Source organism: Pseudomonas sp. EA_105y_Pfl2_R69 (assembly GCF_963970915.1).
In the GTDB taxonomy this organism is placed as follows: Bacteria; Pseudomonadota; Gammaproteobacteria; order Pseudomonadales; family Pseudomonadaceae; genus Aquipseudomonas.
Window position 1 is genome coordinate 582,043 of sequence record NZ_CAXAOO010000001.1, and the last position, 22,396, is coordinate 604,438.

Annotated in this window: 21 protein-coding genes; 9 read left to right on the forward strand and 12 right to left on the reverse strand. The window is 65.1% G+C overall.

The window, feature by feature from the left end; genetic code table 11:
- Positions 1-126: 126 nt before the first annotated feature.
- Positions 127-1,746 carry a PleD family two-component system response regulator gene (locus AACY13_RS02540; RefSeq protein ID WP_339459089.1) on the reverse strand — a complete coding sequence of 540 codons (1,620 nt, stop codon included), beginning with the start codon at positions 1,744-1,746 and terminating at the stop codon, positions 127-129.
- 324 nt (positions 1,747-2,070) lie between these two features.
- On the opposite strand from AACY13_RS02540, the gene AACY13_RS02545 reads away from it, so the two are divergent.
- The 4 genes from AACY13_RS02545 (at position 2,071) to speA (ending at position 6,421) form a co-directional block, all read left to right on the forward strand.
- Entirely contained in the window at positions 2,071-3,144 is a 1,074-nt protein-coding gene (locus tag AACY13_RS02545) for a DUF2333 family protein (RefSeq protein ID WP_339459090.1), read from the forward strand.
- Between the two features lie 3 nt (positions 3,145-3,147).
- The gene (locus AACY13_RS02550; RefSeq protein ID WP_339459092.1) at positions 3,148-3,684 is read left to right on the forward strand and encodes an NUDIX hydrolase; all 537 of its coding nucleotides are present in this window, start codon (positions 3,148-3,150) and stop codon (positions 3,682-3,684) included.
- A gap of 326 nt (positions 3,685-4,010) precedes the next feature.
- Positions 4,011-4,382, forward strand: a complete 372-nt coding sequence (locus AACY13_RS02555; RefSeq protein ID WP_339459093.1) for a translation initiation factor Sui1 — start codon at positions 4,011-4,013, stop codon at positions 4,380-4,382.
- Positions 4,383-4,507: 125 nt separating this feature from the next.
- Positions 4,508-6,421, forward strand: a complete 1,914-nt coding sequence (gene speA / locus AACY13_RS02560; protein ID WP_339459094.1) for an arginine decarboxylase — start codon at positions 4,508-4,510, stop codon at positions 6,419-6,421.
- 247 nt (positions 6,422-6,668) lie between these two features.
- Here the strand turns inward: speA and AACY13_RS02565 are convergent, their stop codons facing one another.
- Positions 6,669-8,024 (reverse strand): 3-oxoacyl-ACP reductase, encoded by a 1,356-nt coding sequence (locus AACY13_RS02565; protein ID WP_339459095.1) that lies wholly within the window; start codon positions 8,022-8,024, stop codon positions 6,669-6,671.
- Positions 8,025-8,190: 166 nt separating this feature from the next.
- Here AACY13_RS02565 and AACY13_RS02570 point away from each other — a divergent pair, with 166 nt between their 5' ends.
- Positions 8,191-9,468 (forward strand): acetyl-CoA C-acetyltransferase, encoded by a 1,278-nt coding sequence (locus AACY13_RS02570; RefSeq protein ID WP_339459096.1) that lies wholly within the window; start codon positions 8,191-8,193, stop codon positions 9,466-9,468.
- A gap of 354 nt (positions 9,469-9,822) precedes the next feature.
- On the opposite strand, the gene ada is transcribed toward AACY13_RS02570, so the two are convergent.
- Both ada and AACY13_RS02580 read right to left on the reverse strand, forming a co-directional pair.
- Positions 9,823-10,860, reverse strand: coding sequence for a bifunctional DNA-binding transcriptional regulator/O6-methylguanine-DNA methyltransferase Ada (gene ada, locus AACY13_RS02575; RefSeq protein ID WP_339459098.1), 1,038 nt, complete (start codon positions 10,858-10,860; stop codon positions 9,823-9,825).
- Between the two features lie 88 nt (positions 10,861-10,948).
- Positions 10,949-11,362 carry a DUF2218 domain-containing protein gene (locus tag AACY13_RS02580; protein WP_339459099.1) on the reverse strand — a complete coding sequence of 138 codons (414 nt, stop codon included), beginning with the start codon at positions 11,360-11,362 and terminating at the stop codon, positions 10,949-10,951.
- A 356-nt stretch (positions 11,363-11,718) separates the two neighbouring features.
- Here AACY13_RS02580 and AACY13_RS02585 point away from each other — a divergent pair, with 356 nt between their 5' ends.
- Positions 11,719-12,606, forward strand: coding sequence for a PA4780 family RIO1-like protein kinase (locus AACY13_RS02585; protein WP_339459100.1), 888 nt, complete (start codon positions 11,719-11,721; stop codon positions 12,604-12,606).
- 181 nt (positions 12,607-12,787) lie between these two features.
- On the opposite strand, the gene ypfJ is transcribed toward AACY13_RS02585, so the two are convergent.
- Together ypfJ and AACY13_RS02595 are read right to left on the reverse strand one after the other, a co-directional pair.
- The gene (gene ypfJ / locus AACY13_RS02590; protein WP_339459102.1) at positions 12,788-13,657 is read right to left on the reverse strand and encodes a KPN_02809 family neutral zinc metallopeptidase; all 870 of its coding nucleotides are present in this window, start codon (positions 13,655-13,657) and stop codon (positions 12,788-12,790) included.
- Positions 13,658-13,714: 57 nt separating this feature from the next.
- A complete protein-coding gene (locus AACY13_RS02595; RefSeq protein WP_339459103.1) occupies positions 13,715-14,149 on the reverse strand; it encodes a DUF411 domain-containing protein in 435 nt (144 codons plus the stop codon).
- Positions 14,150-14,268: 119 nt separating this feature from the next.
- Between AACY13_RS02595 and AACY13_RS02600 the strand changes: the two genes are divergently transcribed.
- The gene (locus tag AACY13_RS02600) at positions 14,269-14,655 is read left to right on the forward strand and encodes a DUF4345 family protein (protein WP_339459105.1); all 387 of its coding nucleotides are present in this window, start codon (positions 14,269-14,271) and stop codon (positions 14,653-14,655) included.
- A gap of 1 nt (position 14,656) precedes the next feature.
- Here the strand turns inward: AACY13_RS02600 and AACY13_RS02605 are convergent, their stop codons facing one another.
- The 3 genes from AACY13_RS02605 to AACY13_RS02615 form a co-directional block, all read right to left on the reverse strand.
- Positions 14,657-15,151, reverse strand: a complete 495-nt coding sequence (locus AACY13_RS02605; RefSeq protein ID WP_339459107.1) for a DUF4136 domain-containing protein — start codon at positions 15,149-15,151, stop codon at positions 14,657-14,659.
- Positions 15,152-15,282: 131 nt separating this feature from the next.
- On the reverse strand, positions 15,283-16,371 hold the full coding sequence (gene trmA / locus AACY13_RS02610; protein ID WP_339459108.1) for a tRNA (uridine(54)-C5)-methyltransferase TrmA: 1,089 nt from the start codon (positions 16,369-16,371) through the stop codon (positions 15,283-15,285).
- 148 nt (positions 16,372-16,519) lie between these two features.
- On the reverse strand, positions 16,520-17,812 hold the full coding sequence (locus AACY13_RS02615; protein WP_339459110.1) for an NCS2 family permease: 1,293 nt from the start codon (positions 17,810-17,812) through the stop codon (positions 16,520-16,522).
- A gap of 176 nt (positions 17,813-17,988) precedes the next feature.
- Between AACY13_RS02615 and AACY13_RS02620 the strand changes: the two genes are divergently transcribed.
- Complete coding sequence (locus AACY13_RS02620; RefSeq protein WP_339459111.1) at positions 17,989-18,543, forward strand: DJ-1 family glyoxalase III; 555 nt, start codon at positions 17,989-17,991, stop codon at positions 18,541-18,543.
- A gap of 313 nt (positions 18,544-18,856) precedes the next feature.
- Here AACY13_RS02620 and AACY13_RS02625 read toward each other — a convergent pair whose 3' ends face one another.
- A complete protein-coding gene (locus tag AACY13_RS02625; protein ID WP_339459113.1) occupies positions 18,857-19,552 on the reverse strand; it encodes a glutathione S-transferase family protein in 696 nt (231 codons plus the stop codon).
- Positions 19,549-19,959, reverse strand: coding sequence for a DoxX family membrane protein (locus AACY13_RS02630; protein WP_339459114.1), 411 nt, complete (start codon positions 19,957-19,959; stop codon positions 19,549-19,551). The genes AACY13_RS02625 and AACY13_RS02630 overlap by 4 nt, the downstream gene beginning before the upstream one ends.
- Before the next feature lie 106 nt (positions 19,960-20,065).
- Here AACY13_RS02630 and AACY13_RS02635 point away from each other — a divergent pair, with 106 nt between their 5' ends.
- Complete coding sequence (locus AACY13_RS02635; RefSeq protein WP_339459115.1) at positions 20,066-20,941, forward strand: LysR family transcriptional regulator; 876 nt, start codon at positions 20,066-20,068, stop codon at positions 20,939-20,941.
- Between the two features lie 128 nt (positions 20,942-21,069).
- Here the strand turns inward: AACY13_RS02635 and AACY13_RS02640 are convergent, their stop codons facing one another.
- Positions 21,070-22,296, reverse strand: a complete 1,227-nt coding sequence (locus tag AACY13_RS02640) for an MFS transporter (RefSeq protein WP_339459116.1) — start codon at positions 22,294-22,296, stop codon at positions 21,070-21,072.
- Positions 22,297-22,396 lie beyond the last annotated feature (100 nt).

Here is a 22,396-nt window from a genome sequence, read left to right on the forward strand (position 1 = left end):
GACCGATGGAGAACGGTACGGGCCACCTCCGAGGTTTCGGGGTGGCCGGCTAAGCCTCGGAATTTATTGCTTTTTTATGACCGGAGTATGACTGCGTGGGCTGCGTCACAGCTTTTCGCCGTCACTTTAGTCGCCTTGATAAATCTCCACCCGGTTACGCCCGCCATGCTTGGCCACATAGAGCGCCTGGTCGGCCTGCTGCGAGAGCAGTTTGCCGTCCAGTTCGGGGGCGAGTTGGGCGATCCCGCAACTGAAGGTGCAGGACAGTTCGTGGGGCTGCGCCGAGTACTGGATTTCGGCGAAGCGCTGGCGGATCTCGTCGAGCACCCGCTTGGCCGACTGGGCGTCGGTGTCGGGCATCACTACGGCGAACTCTTCACCGCCGTAGCGGCCGATATGGTCGCTCTTGCGCAGGCGCTGCTTGAGAAACAGCGCCAGGCTCTTGATCACCCGATCGCCCATGGGGTGGCCGTAGGTGTCGTTGACCTTCTTGAAGAAATCGATATCGATCATCGCAAAGCTCAGCGGCTGGCTGTCGCGCTCGGCACGAAAGCGCGCATCCTCGAGCAGTTGCAGGGTGTGGGTGTGGTTGAACAGGCCGGTCAGGCTGTCGCGCACCATGCGCGCCTTGAGGTTGCGCGCGCGGGCGGCGCGGTTGCGCACCGTGGCGATCAGGTGGCGCGGCTTGATCGGCTTGGTGAGGAAGTCGTCGCCGCCTTCGCTCATGGCGTCGAGTTGCTTGTCCAGATCGTCTTCGGCGGACAGGTAGATGATCGGCACGCTGACATAGCGGTCATTGTGACGGATCACCTTGGCCAGTTCCGGGCCGTTGCACTCGGGCATATACATGTCGAGGATGATCAGGTCCGGCTGGAACTCGGCCAGCTGGCCCATGGCGGCAATCGGTTCGATCAGGGTGCGGGTGATGATGCCGGCACTGTTGAGCACCCGTTCGGTGTGGGTGGCCTGGGCCCGCGAGTCGTCGATGATCAGCGCCTTGTAGGGCTCGTACTGGGCCACATGGGTGAGCACTTCGATCCGCTCGAACAGGTTCGAGGCATCCAGGTTGCCAGTGAAGAACTCCTGGCCGCCGGCCCGTACCGCGGCCAGGCGGGTGGGTGTGTCGGTATCCTGGCGGCTGAAAAACAGCAGGGGGAGCTTGTGCTCCAGGCCTTCCTGCACCGCCTGGGCCAGTTGCAGGCCGCAGCCCGGGCCGGAGAAGTCGACGTCCATCAGGATGGCGGCCGGGTGGCGCTCCAGCACCGCATCGCGAAAGGCATTGGCGCTGTCGAAGGGCAGCGCGGTCATGCCGAAGAACTCCAGGCGCTGGGCCAGCTGCTCGGCCTGGTCGAGATGCTGCAGGGCCAGGTAGACCGGCTTGCGCAGGGGCGGCAGGACGGTCTGTTCGAAGCGGTCGCCATGGCGCAGGCCGGTGCGCGACAGGCGCTGCATCAGCAGGTTGAGCTGGCTGATCAGCTCGCTGTTGAGGCGGCTACGGTTGCTCGCGACCTGCTCCAGGCAATGACCGATTTCCCCGGCCAGCTGACCATGTTCGGCCTGCTCGAAGCGTTCGGCGTAGCGCTGCAGCAGCTGGTTGGCCTGGACCAGTTCGCGCATGCCGCTGTCATTCCACTCGCTGCGCTGCAGGCGTTGCCAGACCTCGAGCAGCTGGCGTGCCTGGTTGATCACGCGCTGGGCGAAGTGCTGTTTGAGGCGGTCGCTGCTGGGGTCTTCGTGCTCGGTCATGGCCTTTGGTCTGCTTGGGCGGCCTGGCGGCCGCAAGTGGTGGCGCATTGCCAGCAATGCTACCACTGGCAATCGCCTCTGCGGGTGCCGTCGATCTATTGACGGCGGCCTTCTGTCTAGGGCGTCACACTCTGTGACAACGGCAACCGGCAGTAAGTTTGCCGCGCGACGCTGCGCAGCGCGTCGCGCTTCACTTATAGTGCTAGGGTCTGTTGCCGCTTCCGCGCGCTTGTGATGGCGCGGCAATAGACCCTAGGGTCTGTTCGCAACCCTGCCCAGGGCTTGCGGTCGAATCACCGAGTTGAGCAAACAAAGGACAAGGCCATGTTGGATTGGAAGAACCGAACTGCCGGCGCACGCAATGGTGCTGCGGATTCCGTCGATAACGTACGCAGCTATTTCGCCGGCGGCTGGGCCGTCCGGGTGATCGGCGCTCTGCTGGGGGGCTACCTGCTGCTGGCCGTGATCGTGGGCTGGTACTGGAGCCAGGAGCCGGCGCAGTTCTCGGTGCAGCAGCGTGCTGAAGCCGCCTCCCAGGCCCGCGGGCACAAGCTGGTCAATGGCTACACCACGGCCGAAACCCTCAAGCAGGTGGCCAGCACCCTGCTCGACAAGCCGGGCGGCTATCTGTCCAACGACCTCGCCCCGCCGGGCCTGTGGCTGGACAATATGCCCAGCTGGGAGTTTGGCGTGCTGGTGCAGGTGCGCGACATGTCCCGCGCGCTACGCAAGGACTTCACCCGTTCGCAGTCGCAGTCCACCGAAGACCCGGACCTGGCCAAGGCCGAGCCGCGCTTCCACTTCGACAACAAGAGCTGGGCGCTGCCGGCCTCCGAGGCCGAGTATGCCGAAGGCATCAAGTCCCTGGATCGCTACCTGGCGCGTCTGGCCGATCCGGGCCAGTCCAATGCGCAGTTCTATACCCGCGCCGACAACCTCAACAACTGGCTGGGCGATGCCGCCACGCGCCTGGGCTCGCTGTCGCAACGGCTGTCGGCCAGCGTCGGCCAGGTACGCCTGAACACGGCGGTGGTCGACCCGAGCCTGCTGGGTGATGACGCACCAGCCGATTTTGTCGCGGGGGTCAATTACGAGACGCCGTGGCTGCAGATCGACAACGTGTTCTACGAAGCCCGCGGTCAGGCCTGGGCGCTGGCGCACCTGCTGCGCGCCATCGAAGTCGACTTTGCCGATGTGCTGGCGAAGAAGAACGCCACCGTCAGCGTGCGCCAGATCATCCGCGAGCTGGAGGCCGCCCAGGAAACCCTGTGGAGTCCGATGATCCTCAACGGCAGCGGTTACGGCCTGCTGGCCAACCACTCGCTGGTAATGGCCAACTACATTTCGCGGGCCAATGCCGGGCTGATCGACCTGCGTCAGCTGCTGTCGCAGGGCTGAGCCATGGCCTGGTCCGAAGCCGAGGTGGCGCACCGCGCCGCCTCCGACGCCGAGCTGATCGCCTGGGTCGACGAGCAGGACCGACCCCTGGGCGGCGTGCTGCGCGCCGAGTTGCGCGAGCGCCGGCTGATCGGGCGGGGCAGCTATATCCTGCTGTTCAACGGTGCCGGCCAGTTGTGCGTGCACCGGCGCACCCTGAGCAAGGCGCTGTATCCCGGTTACTGGGATGTGGCGGCCGGCGGCATGGTGCTCGAAGGCGAAAGCTATGCCGAATCGGCCGCCCGCGAGCTGGCCGAGGAACTGGGTATCGAGGGTGCGCCGCTGGTCGAACACGCGCACTTTTTCTACGACGCCCCGGAAAGCCGCCTGTGGTGCATGGCCTATTCGGCGGTGTCCGATGCGCCCCTGGCACTGCAGCCGGAGGAGGTGCTGGAGGCGCGCTTTATCTCCATCGACGAAGCCCTGGCCGAGACCCGGCACCTGCCCTATTGCCCCGACTCGTTGGCCGCCTTGCAGCGTTATCTGGCGGCCCGGGCGTAGGATGGGTTGAGCGTAGCGATACCCATGCGGTTTTGGCCTTTCCCGCATCCTTGAGTTGATGGGTTACGCCTGCGGCCCATCCTACGTTGTGCTTTGTCCGAGATTTTGAGCGCAGCTGTAAATCATCCACAACGGCGTCGCCAATCCACCGATTAATGGCGCATTTTTACACTTAGCAGCGCGGGTTTTTGCCGTTACACTGCGCGGCCTTCAAGCCCTGGCCGTGTATCGCCTGGGTGCGCTGCCCCTGCCTGAGTGGGGCTTCGCGGTCGACTCTGAACACTCAGTCGATCAGTCGCTATCCTGACCCCTTCGAGGACCAACCGGTGGTCAAGAAAGCTTCCGCATTTGCCGCCCTCGGCGGCCTGGTGTATTCCACCGACAGCGGCCGGCATTGCCCGGACTGCAGTCAACCGGTGGACGCCTGCATCTGCAAACAGACCCTGATCCCCGAAGGGGACGGCATCGCCCGCGTGCGCCGCGAAAGCAAAGGCCGCGGCGGCAAGACGGTGACCACCATCAGCGGTGTGCCCCTGGCCATCGAGGCGCTCCAGGAGCTGACCAGCGCGCTGAAGAAGCGCTGCGGCTGCGGCGGCTCGCTCAAGGACGGGGTGATCGAAATTCAGGGCGATCACGTCGAACTGCTGATCGCCGAGCTGATCAAGCGTGGCTTTAAAGCCAAAAAATCCGGCGGCTGACCCCAGGTTTTCTAAACTTCCCCAGCACATGGCCAGTCCATCGCCGGGTAATCGTCATTTCCAGACTTTAATCTGCACAGGCCCCGGTCGATCCGGGGCCACTATCGCCAGCAAGGGAGACTTCGATGTCTGCACGACGCACACGCAAAGATGACGGCAGCCAATGGACGGTAGCGGACAGTCGCAGCGTCTATGGCATTCGCCATTGGGGCGCGGGTTATTTCGCGATCAATGACCAGGGCCGCGTCGAGGTGCGTCCGAACGGGCCCGAGAGCACGCCCATCGACCTGTTCAAACAGGTTGATGAACTGCGCTCCAGTGGTCTCAGCCTGCCATTGCTGGTGCGCTTTCCGGACATCCTGCAGGACCGCGTGCGCCAGCTGACCGGGGCCTTCGATGCCAATATCGCCCGTCTCGAGTACCAGAGCCCCTATACCGCGCTGTACCCGATCAAGGTCAACCAGCAGGAAGCGGTGGTGGAGAACATCATCGCCACGCAGAACGTCTCCATCGGCCTGGAAGCCGGCTCCAAGCCGGAGCTGATGGCGGTGCTGGCGCTCGCGCCGAAGGGCGGCACCATCGTCTGCAACGGTTACAAGGACCGTGAATTTATCAAGCTGGCGCTGATGGGGCAGAAGCTCGGCCACAACGTGTTTATCGTGATCGAGAAGGAATCCGAGGTGCAGCTGGTGATCGAGGAGGCGGCCGAACTCAAGGTCGCTCCGCAGATCGGCCTGCGTGTGCGCCTGTCGTCCCTGGCATCGAGCAAGTGGGCGGACACCGGCGGCGAGAAATCCAAGTTCGGCCTGTCGGCGGCGCAGCTGCTGTCGGTGGTCGAGCGCTTCCGCGCGGCCAAGCTGGATCAGGGCATCCGCCTGCTGCATTTCCATATGGGCTCGCAGATCGCCAACCTGGCCGACTACCAGCACGGCTTCAAGGAAGCCATCCGCTATTATGGCGAGCTGCGCGGGCTGGGCTTGCCGGTCGATCATATCGACGTCGGCGGCGGCCTGGGGGTTGACTACGACGGCACCCACTCGCGCAACGCCAGCTCGATCAACTACGACATGGACGACTATGCCGGCGTGGTGGTGGGCATGCTCAAGGAGTTCTGCGATGCCCAGGAGCTGCCGCATCCGCATATCTTCTCCGAGAGCGGCCGCTCGCTGACCGCGCACCACGCCATGCTGGTGGTGCAGGTCACCGACGTGGAGAAACACAACGACGCGGTGCCGGTGATCGAGGACAAGGCCAGCCTGCCGGAGACCGTGCAGTACCTGGTCGATCTGCTTGGCCCGACCGATATCGAGATGGTCACCGAGACCTACTGGCGTGCCACGCATTACATGAGCGATATCGCCAGCCAGTATGCCGATGGCAAGATCGGCCTGACCGACAAGGCCCTGGGCGAACAGTGCTACTTCGCCCTGTGCCGGCGCCTGTACAACTCGCTCAAGGCGCGCCAGCGCTCGCACCGTCAGGTGCTCGACGAGCTCAACGACAAGCTGGCCGACAAGTACATCTGCAACTTCTCGGTGTTCCAGAGCCTGCCGGACACCTGGGCCATCGGCCAGGTGCTGCCGATCCTGCCGCTCAACCGCCTCGACGAAGAACCACTGCGCCGCGCCGTGCTGCAGGACCTGACCTGCGACTCCGACGGCAAGATCCGCCAGTACGTCGACGAACAGAGCATCGAGACCAGCCTGCCGGTGCATGAAGTGCGCGAGGGTGAGGACTATCTGCTGGGGATCTTCCTGGTGGGTGCCTATCAGGAAATTCTCGGCGATATGCACAACCTGTTCGGCGATACCGACTCGGTGAACATCTACCAGAACCAGGATGGCAGCGTGTACCACGCCGGTATCGAGACCCACGACACCATCGAGGACATGCTGCGCTACGTGCACCTGTCGCCGGAGGAGTTGATGACCCACTACCGCGACAAGGTCGCCAGCGCCAAGATCAGCCCGCGTGAGCGTACCCAGTTCCTCGACGCTTTGCGGCTGGGGCTTACCCGTTCGTCTTACCTCTCCTCATAAGTTCACGCTGAATGCAAAAGGCCCCGCAGTGCGGGGCCTTTTGTTTTCTGCTGACACTGATCAAGAACCGTAGCCCGGATGCAATCCGGGGGGCGATTAAGCGCCCAGAGCTGTAGGGTGGATTGGGGCGCGTAGCTGACGCTCTTTTCATCCACCTTCGAGGTGCAATTGGTGGATGGGTGACGCGTCATCCACCCTACGCCAAGCCAGTAGCCCGGGTGCAATCCGGGAAGAGTTTCTGCGTTGATTAGGCTCCGAGCAGGCTCTGCCCGCATACGCGTAGCACCTGCGCGGTGGCTGCGCCTGAACCCGGCTGGGCGAACCAGGCCACGGCCTCGGCGACGTCCTGGGGCAGGCCGCCCTGGCCCATGGAGTTCATCCGCCGGCCGGCTTCGCGGATGGTCAGCGGGATGGCGGCGGTCATCTGGGTTTCGATAAAGCCGGGGGCCACGGCGTTAATGCTGATGCCGCGTTTGCCCAGGGCCGGGGCCCAGGCCTGGGCCAGGCCGATCACCCCGGCCTTGCTCACCGCATAGTTGGTCTGGCCCAGATTGCCGGCGATGCCGCTGATCGAGGCGATCAGCACCACGCGGCCGTTGTCGTGCAGCTTGCCGGCGTCCAGCAGGGCCTGGGTCAGCACCTGCGGGGCGTTGAGGTTGACGTTGATCACCGAGTTCCAGAATTCGTCGCTCATCTTCGCCAGGGTCTTGTCGCGGGTGATGCCGGCGTTGTGCACAACGATATCGATACCGTCCGGCAGCGCCTCGACCAGCTGTGCGGCGGCATCACTGGCGCAGATATCCAGGGCCAGGCCGCGTCCGCCCAGGCGCGCGGCCAGGGCGTCGAGCGCTTGCTTGGCGGGCGGCACATCCAGCAGCACCACCTCGGCCCCATCCCGGGCCAGGGTCTCGGCGATGGCCGCGCCGATGCCGCGCGAGGCACCGGTGACCAGGGCCTTCTTGCCGGCGAGCGGGCGGGTCCAGTCCTTGACCTGTTCGCTGCAGGCGTTCAGACGCAGCACCTGGCCGGAGACATAGGCGCTTTTCGGCGAGAGGAAGAAGCGCAGCGCACCTTCCAGCTGCGCCTCGCCGCCCTTGCCGACATAGATCAGCTGCACACTGCCGCCACGGCGGATTTCCTTGCCCAGGGAGCGGCTAAAGCCTTCCAGCGAGCGCTGCACGCTGGCGGCAATCGGGTCTTTCAGGGATTCCGGGGCGCGGCCGAGGATCACCACGCGCGGACACTTGCCCAGGCCCTTGAAGGTCGGCTGGAAGAAATCGCGCAGCTCGATCAGTTGCTCGAAGCGGGTCAGCCCGCTTGCGTCAAACACCAGCGCCTTGAGTTTGGGGCCGTGCTCGGCGGTCCAGCGTGGCAGCTCGAACTGGCCTTCGCGAGGGGCGAACAGGGCGTCGGTCAGCTTGTTGGCGAATGGCAGCACGGCGCTGGCCAGGCTGCCTTCGCCGCCGATCAGCAGGGCTCCGTCCACCGGCCGGCTGCGGCCCGCCATCCAGCGCTCCAGCAGCAGCGGAGCAGGCAGACCGAGTGCGCCGACCAGGCGGCGGCCGGCGTTGGAGTTGGCGAAGGCGAGATAACGGTCGGACATGGAGTGGCTCCTGCGCATGGATCGAAAGTACGCCCACTCTACGCAGGCCACGGCAATGCGCAATTGACCGCACCGCCTGCCGCGCCGGCAAGGCGGCCAATGCGGGTGGCCAGGTATAGGCTAGCCTTGGCCTCATCCATCTGCCTCACTAGCCAAGGACCTCTCCATGACCCAGCCGCGTCGCGTCGCCATTGTCGGCGGTAACCGCATTCCGTTCGCCCGTTCCAACACCCTCTACGCCACCGCGAGCAATCAGGAGATGCTGATCAGTGCGCTGGACGGCCTGGTCGAGCGCTTCAACCTGCACGGCGAGCGCCTCGGCGAGGTGGTGGCCGGTGCGGTGCTCAAGCATGCGCGCGATTTCAACTTGACCCGCGAGTGCGTGCTGAGTTCGCGCCTGGCCCCGGAAACCCCCGCCTATGACCTGCAGCAGGCCTGCGGCACGGGCCTGGAAGCGGCGCTGCTGGTGGCCAACAAGATCGCCCTGGGACAGATCGAATGCGGCATCGCCGGCGGCGTCGACACCACCTCGGATGCGCCGATCGGAGTCAACGAAGGGTTGCGCAAGATTCTCCTGCAGGCCAACCGCGGCAAGAGCACCGGCGACAAGATCAAGAGCCTGCTGCAGATCCGCCCGCGCCATCTGGCTCCGGCGATTCCGCGCAACGGCGAGCCGCGCACCGGCCTGTCCATGGGCGAGCACTGCGAGTTGATGGCGCAGGCCTGGGCCATCCCGCGTGACGAGCAGGATCAACTGGCCGTGGCCAGCCATCAGAAGCTGGCCGCCGCCTATGCCGAAGGCTGGCACGACGACCTGCTCACGCCCTTCCAGGGCCTGACCCGCGATCAGAACCTGCGCGCCGATATCAGCCTGGAAAAACTCGCCACCCTCAACCCCTGCTTCGAGCGCAGCCCGCGCGGCACCCTGACCGCCGCCAACTCGACGCCGCTGACCGATGGCGCGTCCCTGGTGCTGCTGGCCAGCGAAGACTGGGCCAAGGCCCGTGGCCTGCCCATCCTGGCCTACTGGAAGGATGGCGAAGCGGCGGCGGTGGACTTTGTCGGTGGCCAGGAGGGCCTGCTGATGGCCCCGGCCTACGCGGTGCCGCGCCTGCTGGCGCGCAACAAGCTGAGCCTGCAGGACTTCGATTACTACGAAATTCACGAGGCCTTTGCCGCCCAGGTGCTGTGCACCCTCAAGGCCTGGGAAGACGCCGACTACTGCAAGACCCGCCTGGGCCTGGATGCGCCGCTGGGCTCCATCGATCGCCGCAAGATGAACGTCAAGGGCAGCTCGCTGGCCGCCGGCCACCCCTTTGCCGCCACCGGCGGGCGTATCGTCGCCAACCTGGCCAAGCTGCTGTCGGTGGCACAGGAAGGCCGTGGGCTGATCTCGATCTGCGCCGCCGGCGGTCAAGGTGTGACCGCGATCCTGGAAAAGTAATCAAACAGCGGTATTCGCACGCTGTGCGGGTACTGATGTATGCAACTCCGTGATTTGGAGCGGCGCCACTCATAAGTGGTGCCGCTCTTTTTTTATGGCCTGCCCCGATCATCTGTTGCTGGCCGCTGTTGTAGGGTGGGTTAGTGGCGCGGACCTGGGTTGGCGAAGCAATGGTGGGATGGGGTGCCACGTAACCCACCAAGCGGTGATCGAGTTGGCCCCGCTGGTGGGTTACGGCGCAGCTGACTTAGGCCTCGGCAGATAACCCATGGTCATGCGCAATCCCCATGGATGGAGAGAATGTCGCAAGCCCGCCGGGAGCGGGGGCGACCTAACCCACCCTACGAATTTGCTCTATTCCGTCTCGGCACTGGCTTCCTGCTTAAGCAACGCCGCCTTGCGTTCCAGGCCCCAACGGTAGCCGCTGAGGCTGCCATTGCTGGCGATCACCCGGTGGCAGGGCACCAGCAGGCCCAACGGGTTGCTGGCGCAGGCGCGGGCCACCGCGCGTGGGTGGCTGCCCAGTTGCGCGGCCAGCTCGGCGTAGTTGCGCGTTTGCCCGGTCGGGATCTGTTGCAGGGCGCGCCATACCTGCTGCTGAAACGCCGTACCGCGAATATCCAGCGGCAGCTGGGCGGCGCGCTGCGGTTCGCCGACCTGCGCCAGTACTCGACGCAGCTCCTCGCCCAGGCCAGTGTCATCCAGATGCAGTTCGGCGGCGGCAAAGCGTTGCTGCAGTTCACTCAGCAGGGCGGCCGGGTCGTCGCCAAACAGCAGGGCGCAGACGCCCTTGGCGCTGCTGGCCAGCAGCAACAGACCGAGCGGGCAGGGCGCGATGCTGTAGCGCAGCCGCTCCCCCGCGGCCTGTTTGCGCCGCTGCGCCGGGGTCAGGGCCGCCGCTTGCTGATAGAGCGCACGGGTGCCGGAGTAACCGGCACCGAGGGCGGCATCCAGCACGCTGCCTGCCGCGGGCAACTGCCGCTCCAGGCGCGCGCGGCGTTGCGCCTCGCTCCAGGCCTTGGGCGTCAGCCCGGTGCGGGCCTTGAAGGCGCGCGCCAGGTGCGAGGCGGACAGGCCGATACGGGCGGCCAGCTGGGCCAGGGTCAGGGGTTTGTCGCTGCTGTCGAGCAGGCGGCAGGCGGCACTCACCAGTTGGTCGAGCTGTTCGGCGGGGCTCAGGCCCTGGGGCGAGCAGCGCCGGCAGGGGCGAAAGCCGGCCTGCTCGGCTTCGGCCGGAGTGCGCTGGAAACTGACATTGCGCCGCAGCGGCCTGCGCGCCGGGCAGCTCGGCCGGCAGTAGATGCCGGTGGAGTGCACGGCGAAGACGAACTGGCCGTCGTACTGGCCATCGCGGTTGCAGACGGCTTGCCAGCAGCTATCAGGATCGAGCATCGCTTGGCTCCCATGGGACTATGGGGCGATTGTCGACCTTTGTCGGCGCTGCGCCAATCCGAATCAGACTTTCAAAGGTCGGCGGCTCTCACTGCCAGTCGAGGCTTAGCTCGGCCTGCCAGGCGAAACGCTCGAAGAGGGCTGCGATCAGGTGCTTGAGCTTTTCCAGGTCCTGCGGGTTATGGCTCAGTGCGGTGATGTGCAGGCCTGTGCTGTCCGCATGCAGGTGGGAGAGACCCAAGGCGAACTCGATGCGGCCCTGCTGCTCATCGAAACTGACCGGCAGCTTGTGGGCGAACTGCGCGCACAGACGGCTGATATAGCGCGCCGGCGTAGCGGTGGCGACATGGCTGGAGGCGATGCAGGGGGCACTGATACCGTTGCAGCGGCTGGAGTGGGTATGGCGCTGGGCGGCCAGGCTGTCGCGTACGGGCAGCATGGTGTGCGGGTAGAGGGCAGGCCTTCGAGTCAGGGAGCGGACGCCGGATTGGGCATATTTCAAGGTTCGTTCCCCAATCACTGCTGGCTCAGGCGAGGTGCCTTCGCGGGGGCAAGATAACGTCCAGCGCGTGTTGCATGCTCGCGGGGCACTACTCGCTGGTTTGTAGCCCATCGGACTGTACTTAATCCCTTTTGGTTGCATCGATGGCTTGCTTGTAGCGATTGGTTTGCTTCGCTTGGCCGGTGTTGGCGTGCAGCCAGCAGGCGTGGTTGAGCGGTTCTCGCCCGGCCGGAGGCGGCTGGGCCAGCCTGCCGGGAAGCGGGTCTTGCCGACAGGAGGGTGGGCGCTGCACAAAGATTGCCGTATAACGGGCGGCAGATGCGCATTGGGCAACACAGGACCCCTGATTAAAGCTGATGAAGACGCCAAAACGTATTGAAGCCCTGGTCGAAGCGGGTCTGGTCGACGAAGTGATACGCCCGCTGATGAGCGGTAAAGAAGCCGCGGTTTATGTGGTGCGCTGTGGTGAAGAGCTGCGTTGCGCCAAGGTCTACAAGGAAGCCAATAAACGTAGCTTCCGCCAGGCCGCGCAGTATCAGGAAGGCCGCAAGGTGCGCAATAGCCGCGACACCCGGGCCATGGCCAAAGGCTCCAAGTACGGCCGCAAGGGCCAGGAAGATGCCTGGCAGAATGCCGAGGTCGCGGCCCTGTTCCATCTGGCCGGTGCCGGGGTGCGGGTGCCCAAACCCTATGACTTCCTCGAAGGCGTGTTGCTGATGGAGCTGGTCACCGACGAGGAGGGCGCGGTGGCTCCGCGTCTCAACGATGTCGACCTGCATCCTGACGATGCCCGCGAGTTCCACGCCTTTATGATTCACGAGGTGGTGAAGATGCTCTGCGCCGGGCTGGTGCATGGCGATCTATCGGAGTTCAACGTGCTGCTCGGCCCCGAAGGCCCGGTGATTATCGACCTGCCGCAGGCGGTGGATGCGGCGGCCAACAACCATGCCTTCAGCATGCTGGCGCGCGATGTCGGCAATATGGCCGATTATTTCGGCCAGTTCGCCCCGGAGTTGAAGTTCACCAAATACGCCAAGGAAATGTGGGCGCTCTACGAAGAAGGCAAGCTGACCCCTGACACGCCGCTGACCGGCGAATTCGACGATCCGGAGGAGTCGGCCGATATCGATGCGGTGATGCGCGAAATCAAGGCGGCTCTGGCCGATGAGGAGCGTCGCCAGGCGCTGCTCAATGCCGACGACGAGCCCCAGGGCGTAGAACCGCCGCCGCCCTGGGCGCAATAGGCTGAGACGCTGAGAAAAAATGCCGCTCACCCGATCGGGCGAGCGGCATTTTTTATGTCAGCCATTTATGGCTGCCACCCTTCAGTCTGTAGGGTGGATAACGCTTTTTTATCCAGCATCTGGCCGCGAAGTGCAGGGATATCCACCCTGCGGGGCCCGCCATGACCCTCGGAGCCGGGGGCTACAGGCGGGCGGCCTTGAAGGTATCGCAGCGGCCGACAGCGCCCCCTTCGAAACCGGTCTTGAACCAGCGCACGCGCTGTTCCGAGGTGCCATGGGTGAAAGAATCCGGCACCACCTGGCCGCGGGCCTGTTTCTGCAAGCGGTCATCGCCGATGGCATTGGCGGCGTTCAGCGCTTCTTCGATATCTCCCGGTTCCAGCCAGTCATGTCGACGTTGGCCGTGGTAGGCCCACACGCCCGCGAGGCAGTCGGCCTGCAGCTCCTGGCGCACCAGTAGGCCGCTGGCCCCCTCCACGCGCTCGCCGCGCTGGCGGGCGGCGTTGACCTTGGCCGAGACGCCGAGCAGGGTTTGCACGTGGTGGCCGACTTCATGGGCGATCACATAGGCCTGGGCGAAGTCGCCGGCCGCGCCAAAGCGTTGTTCCAGCTCGCGGAAGAACGCCAGGTCGATATACACCCGCTGATCGCCCGGGCAATAGAAGGGGCCGACCGCCGAGTTGGCGAAGCCGCAGGCGGAATTGACCCCGTCACGGAACAGCACCAGGGTCGGGTCCTTGTACTGCCGACTGGCTCCCTGGAAGATTTCCCGCCAGGTGTCTTCGGTGTCGCCGAGGATGGCGCGGACGAACTCCGACTGCTGGTCATTGGCCGCCGGCGGGGCGCTTTGCGGCGCGCCGAGCGAGCTGCCCTGCATGGCCTGGCCGGCCAGCTGGCCGAGAATCTGCATCGGGTCCTGGCCGCTGAGCAGGCCGATGATCACCACCACGGCAACGCCGCCCAGGGTCAGGCCCTTGCCGCCGCGCAGGCCGCCGCCCTTGCCCCGTGCATCCACCACGTTGTCGCTGCGTCTTCCGCGTTTCCAGCGCATCTGTTTATCCCTGGCTGTGTATCGCTGCTATTCGAATATTGGCCTGTCGCCGCTGCATCAATTGCCCGGGTACTGGCTAAGCACCTGATCCTGGCCCTGCTTGTCCAGGCCGATCACTTCGTAGGCCTGGCGCACGTCGCCGTATTCCATGCCCGGCGAACCGGTCGGCATGCCCGGCACGGCTGCGCCGAGCAGATCCGGGCGCTGGCGCAGTTTGAGAATGTCCGCGGCGGGCACATGGCCCTCGATAAACTGGCCGTCGATCACCCCGGTATGACAGGAGGCCAGGCGCGGCGGTACGCCCAGGCGTTGTTTGAGCGCACTCATGTCGCTTTCGACATGGTCGTTGACCTGGAAGCCGTGGTCTTCCAGGTGGCTGATCCAGGCCTTGCAGCAGCCGCAGTTGGGGTCGCGGTGCACATCGATGCTGAGCACCTCGGCGGCCTGGGCCAGACCGGCGAAGCAACAGAGAAACAGGGCTGAAAGACGCATGGAAGGATCCTCTTGGTGACGGGGTGAGCATAGCGCGCTTGCCGGGTGCGTCGTAACTGCTGGCTGTCGCTGCAGATGGCGTATGCTGCGCTGACCATCGATGGCGAAGGAAACTGGCAATGCTGTTTGCGCGCGTGGTTCTGCTGCTTCAACTGCTGGCCCTGACGGGTTTGGGCCTGGCGTATTTTATCCTGCCCCACGAAATGGCCAACCTCAGCGGCATGCTGTTGATGGCTCCGGCGGCGGCGACCGATGTGCGTGCCTATTACGGCGGCCTGCAGCTGGGCCTGGCGGCCTTTATCGGCCTGTCCCTGGTGCGCCTCGACCTGATGCGCGCCGCCCTGACCCTGCTGGTGCTGGTTTACAGCGCCCTGGCCCTGGCGCGCATCGGCGGCCTGTGGCTGGATGGCGGTGCCCAGCAGACCTTCAACCTCTACGCGCTGCTGCTGGAAGTGGTGTCGGTGGGGCTGTGCTTCTGGGCGCTGCGGGGGTTGCAGCGCGTCTGAGTCAGCGTGCGGCGGGGAAGCCTTCGAGGATTTTGGCCACGCCGTGATCGAAGTTTTCTTGGCTCATGTCCGGGTTGTGCAGTTGCCGGTTTATCTGCGCCTGAAACAGCACTGCCTGGGTCTTGCTATCGAGAATGCGCAGGGCCAGGCGCGCACGTTCATCTTCGGTGGCGCGGGCCTGGGTATAGACCGTGCCGCCGACGGCCACCGGGGCGAGCTCAATGCCTTGCTCCTGCTCCAGGCCCAGGGCGTAGATGACTTGCATATCAGGCTGCGCTTCAGTGAAGCGGTAACCCTTGGCGCTGAGTGCGTTCTGCACCGCCTGGTTAAAGCGCTGCTCCAGATCCATACGATGACCACTGGCCCTGACCGCCCGCACGCTAAAGGTCTGATATGGCGTGGCTTGCACAGGCTGCAGCACCTGTATCGACTGTTCTGGCGTGCTGGTGCAGGCACTCAGCAGGGGCAGCAGCAGGGCTAACAGATAACGACGCATCGACGACTCCTTTACGGGTGGGCACCAGGCACCCTGGCCACCGCAGTCTAGGCCGGGTGCCGAAACCTTGCGCCAATCCGCCGATGGGTCTGCTGCTTGCACCCTGTGTAGCTGTGGGTGGCGCGGTAACGCTAGCGCCGCTCCAGCAGCACGCCCGACTCCATATGGTGGGTGTAGGGGAACTGGTCGAACAGGGCGCAGCGCGTCACTTTGTGGCTGTCGCTGAGCTGGGCGATATTGGCGGCCAGGGTCTCCGGGTTGCAGGAAATATACAGGATGCGCTCGAAGCGCCGGGTCAGTTCGCAGGTGTCCGGGTCCATGCCGGCGCGTGGCGGGTCGACGAACACGCTGCCGAAGTCGTAGCTTTTCAGGTCGATGTCGGCCAGGCGGCGGAACGGCCGCACCTCGTTGAGCGCTTCGGTCAGCTCTTCGGCGGACAGGCGCACCAGGCTGACGTTGTCCACGCCGTTGCCTTCCAGGTTGGCCAGGGCGGCGTTGACCGAGGACTTGCTGATCTCGGTGGCCAGTACCTTGCGCACCCGGGTGGCCAGCGGCAGGGTGAAGTTGCCGTTACCGCAATACAACTCCAGCAGGTCGTCCTGACGTTCGCCCAGGACATCAAAGGCCCAGCCGAGCATCTTCTGGTTCACCTCGCCGTTGGGCTGGGTGAAGGCTCCTTCCGGTTGGCGGTAGCGGAAGCTACGACCGGCGACCTGCAGCTCTTCCTCGACGAAATCCCGCCCGATGACGATGCGTTTGCCGCGCGAACGGCCGACGATACTCACCTGCAAATCCGCCGCGAGCTGTTCGGCGGCGGCCTGCCAGGCGGCGTCCAGGGGACGGTGGTAGCACAGGGTGATCAGCGCATCGCCACTCAGGGTGGTAAGGAACTCGACCTGGAACAGCTTGAAGCTCAGCGCCTGGGAGGCCTGCCAGGCCGCTTTCAACCGTGGCATCAGGGCATTGATCCGCACGCTGGCGATGGGGAAGTCTGCGAAGAAGATCGGCGTGTGTTTGTCGCCGGCCTCGAACATGGCGTAGTGACGGTCTTCACCTTCGCGCCACAGGCGGAACTCGGCGCGCAGGCGGTAATGCTCGCGCGGCGACTCGAACACCTCGGGGGCGGGGGCGTCGAAGGGGGCGAGCAACTCGATCAGACGCTGCTTCTTTTCGGTGAGTTGGCTGGCGTAGCTGGCGGGATCGAACTGGGAACGGCTCATGGGGGACTCGAACAGTGAATAAGTTGCAGCCGTAGGCTGGGGCTGGCCTCGTAAGCCTGCGACGCAGAGGGTGATGGTGGGTTACGGCGCGTCAATATTGGCGGTGTTGCCAGATATCGTCTATGCGCCTAACCCACCCTACGGTTCTTTACGCGAACCAGCCCAGCTTGACCACGAACAACAGCGACAAGACCACCAGCGCCGGGTTGAGCTCGCGCCAGCGCCCGGCCAGCAGCTTGATCAGGGTCCAGGCGATAAAACCGAAGGCGATGCCGTTGGCGATGGAGAAGGTCAGCGGCATGGCCAGGGCGGCGACCACCACGGGGGCGGCGACGGTCAGGTCGTCCCAGTCTATCTGGGCCAGGCTGCTCATCATCAGCACCGCGACGAACAGCAGCGCCGGCGCGGTGGCGAAGGCCGGTACGGCACCGGCCAGGGGGGCGAAGAACAGGCTGAGGAGGAACAGCAGGGCGACCACGCAGGCGGTCAGGCCGGTGCGCCCGCCGGCGCTGATGCCGGCGGCGGATTCGATATAGCTGGTGGTGGTGCTGGTGCCCAGCGCGGCACCGGCCATGGTGGCCGTGCTGTCGGCCATCAGCGCGCGGCCCAGGCGCGGCATCTTGCCGTCCTTGTCGAGCAGGTCGGCCTTCTGCGCGACGCCGACCAGGGTGCCGGAGGTGTCGAACAGGTCGACGAAGAGGAAGGCGAAGATCACGCTGAGCAGGCCGATATCCAGCGCGCCCATGATGTCCAGTTGTAGTAGGGTCGGCAGCAGCGACGGCGGCATCGACACCACGCCGGTAAGCTGCGACAGGCCGAACAGGATCGACAGGACGGTGACCAGCAGAATGCCGATCATCACCGCGCCGGTGACCTTGCGGTAGGCCAGGGCGGCGATGACGAAGAAGCCCAGGCAGGCCAGCAGCGTGCCGCCCTGGCTCATGTCGCCGAGGGTCACCAGGGTGGCCGGGTGATCGACCACGATACCGGCGTTCTTCAGTGCGATGATCGCCAGGAACAGGCCGATACCGGCGGCGATGCCGGCGCGCAGGGCCATGGGGATGCTGTTGATGATCCACTCGCGGATCTTGAACACCGAGAGCAGGAAGAAGATCACCCCGGAGAGGAACACCGCGCCCAGCGCCACCTGCCAGGTATGACCCATGGTCAGCACCACGGTGTAGGTGAAGAAGGCGTTGAGGCCCATGCCCGGTGCCAGGGCGATCGGGTAGTTGGCGACCAGGCCCATGATGGCCGAGCCGATGGCCGCGGCCAGGCAGGTGGCGACGAACACCGCGCCCTTGTCCATGCCGGTTTCGGCCAGCATGTTGGGATTGACGAAGAGGATATAGGCCATGGTCAGGAAGGTGGTCAGACCGGCGAGTACCTCGGTGCGCACCGTGGTGTCATGGGCCTTGAGGTGGAACAGTCTTTCCAGCATGCGGAACTCTCCGTAACGGCGGTGGTGCCGTGTTTATGCAAAAAGAAAGCAAAGCACATCCGCGCGCAGGTGCAGGATTTTGCTGGCGATCCGGGAAAAGGCGCGCATCATATCAGCTCACCCGAGAGGGGTGAATTTATGACCGAACAGACAGTTTTGAGTCCAAGGAGAGCGCTATGACCGCACGGGCCCTTATCAGTGTTGCCGACGGTGTCGAAGACCTCGAGTGTGTGACCTTGATCGATGTGCTGCGGCGCGCCGAGATCGAGGTGGTGGTGGCCAGCATCGAAGGCCGGCGCATGATCACCTGCGCCCGCGGCACCCGGCTGACCGCCGACACCATGCTGGTGGATGTGCTGGCCCAGGCCTTCGACCTGATCGTGCTGCCCGGCGGCATGCCCGGTGCCCAGCGTCTGGCCGAGCATGAACCGCTGGCCGAACGGATGCGCCAGCAGGCCAAGGCCGGCAAGTTGTTCGCCGCCATCTGCGCCGCGCCGGCCGTGGCCCTGCAGCAGTACGGCGTGCTCAAGCAACGGCGTATGACCTGCTACCCGGCATTCAGCGACCGCTTGAGCGGCTGCACCTTCGTCGACCAGGCGGTGGTGGTCGACGGCAACTGCATCACCAGTCAGGGGCCAGGTACTGCCCTGGAATTCGCCCTGACACTGGTCGAGCAACTGCTCGGCAAGGCCGTGCGCAAGCAGGTGGCCGAGACGATGCTGGTGCATTAAACGCTGGTAAAAAACGCGCGCCTGCAAATGCCCGTTGCGGCGTTGCGCCAGCTGAGAAGCAGGTGATTGCGCCAACTGCATGCGGCAATAGCCGCGTGCGTGCGCATTCCCTGGCGCACGATCGGTACCGCGCTGCTGGTCGCGTTGGCCACCGTCCCGATGAGATGCAAAGCCGCCGCGAGCACTGCTCGTAAGCAGGCGCTTGTCTCGCCGCGAAAGACTCCCTGCTTGAGCCGAGCGATGCCAGGCCTGCGCGGTGAGCGGTGAGCGGCCAGCCTGGGCAAGCGCGGCGCTGGGTCAATAGGATTGTTGACTAGCACTCGGCAACGGAGCGACGAATCGCCTGTTGTTCAAGCAGGGTGCTGAGCTGACTGTCGCGGCGGGCGATGAACTGCCGCAGGCGCTGTCCGTAGTCTGCCGGCACCGCACCACGCACCGAGGGACGCTGCGCCAGGGCCAGGCGCCAGCGTTCGACCTTGTCCAGGTCGGCGAAGGTGGCGAAGTCGGCGATCCGCTCGAACACCTGCCAATAGCGGAATACCGGGGCGAAGGCCGCATCCACCAGGGAGAAGGCCGCCCCGGCGAACCAGGGACCGTCTTCCAGTTCGTCCTCCAGTTGCTCGAAGCGCCGCCTCAGCGCCAGGTGCTGGGCTTCCAGCTGCGTCGCGTCGGCGGCGTTGTAGAAGCGCGCGATGTCGTTGAGCACGGCCGAGGCGAACTCGATCCAGGCGCGGTGACGGGCGCGCTCGAAGGCGTCTGCTGGATGCAGGCGCGGCACCAGGGTTTCGTCGAGGTACTCAACGATCACCGTCGACTCGAACAGCACGCCGCGCTCGCTGCGCAGCAGCGGCACCTTGCCCAGCGGCGACAGGGCGAGGAACCAGGCCGGTTTGTCGGCGAGGTCGATGTCGCGGCGGCAGAACGCCACCCGCTTTTCCGCGAGGACGATGGCCGCGCGCTGCACGTAGGGGCACAGCGGGTGGCTGACCAGCTCGAACGAAGTGTTCATGCGTGGACTCCTTCGGCTTTCAGGGCCAGCGGGCCGTCGCCGAGCAGGACGTGGACGATGGACATGGCGGAGAGGAACAGCGGGTATTCCCAGCCGCCGTTGGGGTTGGAAAACACCCAGCCGTTGCCGGCATGGATCAGCAATGCGCCGAGCAGGATCGGCAGCAGCGCCAGGGATACCCAGCGGCCGTGCCAGCCGAGCAGGATCAGCAGGCCGCCGAGGGTTTCGGCGATGATCAGCGGCAGGGCCATGGCGGCTGGCAGGCCGGTTGCGGCCAGCCAGCTGGCGAGGCCGGCGACGCCGAAGGTGAGCAGTTTGAGGAGCAGGCCGTGGCTGATCCACATGGCGGCCAGGGCGATGCGCAGTAACAGGCTCGCGCTGCTCGGGTAGTGGGCGATGCGGGACATGTCGAATTCTCCAGTGAGGCTAAGGTGCCGATGAGGACAGCCTATGCTTTGCAAAATGGCGGATAAACTCCCAATATCTGCAAAAAGCCTATGCGAAAATGCATCGATGGACTGGAGCGATCTGCAATACTTCCTCGCCGTCGCCCAGTGCGGCTCGATCAGCCAGGCCGCGCGCATCCTGCGGGTCAACCACAGCACCGTGCTGCGTCGTTTGCAGCGCCTGGAGGAGCAACTCGGGGTGGCGCTGTTCCAGCGCCTTCCCGGCGGCTATGCCTTGACCACGGCGGGCGAGGCCCTGGCCGGGCAACTGGACGGGGTTGCCGAGCAGATCGAGCGAGCCGAGCGCCAGTTGCTGGGCCAGGACCTGCAGGTTCGCGGCAGCATCCGCCTGACCTCCACCGACACCCTGTTCGCCAGCCTGCTGACCCCGCTGTTGGCAGAGTTCCGTCAGCAGCACCCGGGCCTGTCCCTGCAACTGGTGATCAACAACAGCTTTCTCAGCCTGACCCAGCGCGAGGCCGATATGGCCGTGCGCGGCACCAACCGGCCGCCGGAGAACCTGGTAGGGCGTTGCGTCGGCCGGATTCAGACCGCGCTCTATGCCTCGTCCGCCTATCTGGCCAGTCGGCCGGCGACGCTGGCACTGAGCGAACACCTGTGGGTCGGCCCCGATGACAGCCTGGCCCATCTGGAACAGGCCACCTGGCTGGCCGCGCGAGTGCCGGCCGAACAGGTGGTGGCGCGCAGCGACAGCCTGGTGGGGATGGTCGAGTGTGTGCGCCAGGGCATGGGCCTCGGCCTGCTGCTCTGTCCGCTAGCCGAGGCGCGGGGCGATCTGCTGCGCCTGGCCGACGCCGATCCAGCCCTGGATACCCAGGTCTGGCTGCTGACTCATCCGGATCTGCGCAAGGTGGCGCGCATTCGTGCCCTGAGCGACTTCCTCTACCAGCACCTGAGCGCCGATCCGCGCCTGCTGCACTGAGAGGCTGTGAAAAAACTCCCGCCTACTGCGGCCGCCACCAAACGCTCGCTGCTGGCGTTGCGCTACGCGAACGCCCGGAGACGGTCTCGCTACGCCGCTCGCTCTGTCTACAGCCTGCGCGCAGAGGCTCAGGCGGTTGTGCTTTGCTCGTGCTGCGGGCTCAGGTGATCGCGCTTGGCCAACTCCGGGAACAGTTTGATCCAGATGCCGCTGACCAGCAGGGCACCGACCCCGCCGATCAGCACTGCCGGCACCGTACCGAACCAGGCGGCGCTGACCCCGGCGCGGAAGTCGCCGAGCTGATTGGACGCGCCGATAAACAGACCGTTGACCGCGCCGACGCGGCCGCGCATCTCGTCCGGAGTTTGCAGCTGCACGAATGCGCCACGGATCACCATGCTGATCATGTCCGCCGCGCCCAGTACCACCAGCGCCGTCAGGCTAAACCAGAGTGATGTGGACAGGCCGAAGCCGATGGTCGCCACGCCGAAGATCGCCACCGACGTAAACATCACCGGGCCGACCCGTCGCTCAATGGGGAAGCGCGCTAGCCACAGTGACATCAGCAATGCGCCCACCGCTGGTGCCGAGCGTAGCAGGCCGAGCCCCCACGGCCCGGTGAGCAGAATGTCCTTGGCAAACACTGGCAATAGCGCGGTGGCACCGCTGAGCAGCACCGCCAGCATGTCCATCGACACCGCGCCAAAGACGGCGGGGCGGCTGCGAATAAAGCGAAAGCCGGCCAGTAGCGAATCCAGCGAGACCTTCTGTTTCAGCGGCAGTTGGCGCGCCGGCAGGCTGAGCATCAGGCTCAGGGCGCAGCCATACAGCAGAACCGCCGGGCCATAGACCCATTGCGTGCCTACGGCATAAAGCAAACCGCCTAAAGCTGGCGCAATGATGGTGGCAGCCTGCATGGCCGAGGCCGCCGCAGCTACAGCAGCTGGGAATAGCCCTGGCGGCACGATATTCGGCAGCAAGGCCTGAGTGGTGGGCATCTCAAAGGCGCGGGCAGTGCCGAGCAGAAAGGCAATCAGGAATATCATCTCGCGGCTGATGCCGCCGGCGCTGCTGCCCAGTAGCAGGCACAGGGCAATCAGCCCCTGCGCGCCCTGGCAGAGCGCAGCTACCTTGCGCCGGTCGAAGCGGTCGGCAACATGCCCGGTGAGCAGAATAAACAGGATCTTCGGCAGAAACTCGATCAGCCCGATCAGGCCAAGGTCGAGCACGTTGCCGGTCAGTGCATACATCTGCCAGCCAATCGCCACGGTAATCATCTGGAAGCCGCTGGCGGTAAATACCCGGGCGAACCAGAAGGCCAGGAACGGACGCTGGTGACGTAAAAGCTGAGACATGGCCGAAAGAACTCGCACGGCTAGCGGGAGGCGCAGCCTAGCATGTGCCGGGGTGAGCAGTGCGCTGAAGACTGGTTTAGAGCAGCTGCGTAAAATTTAT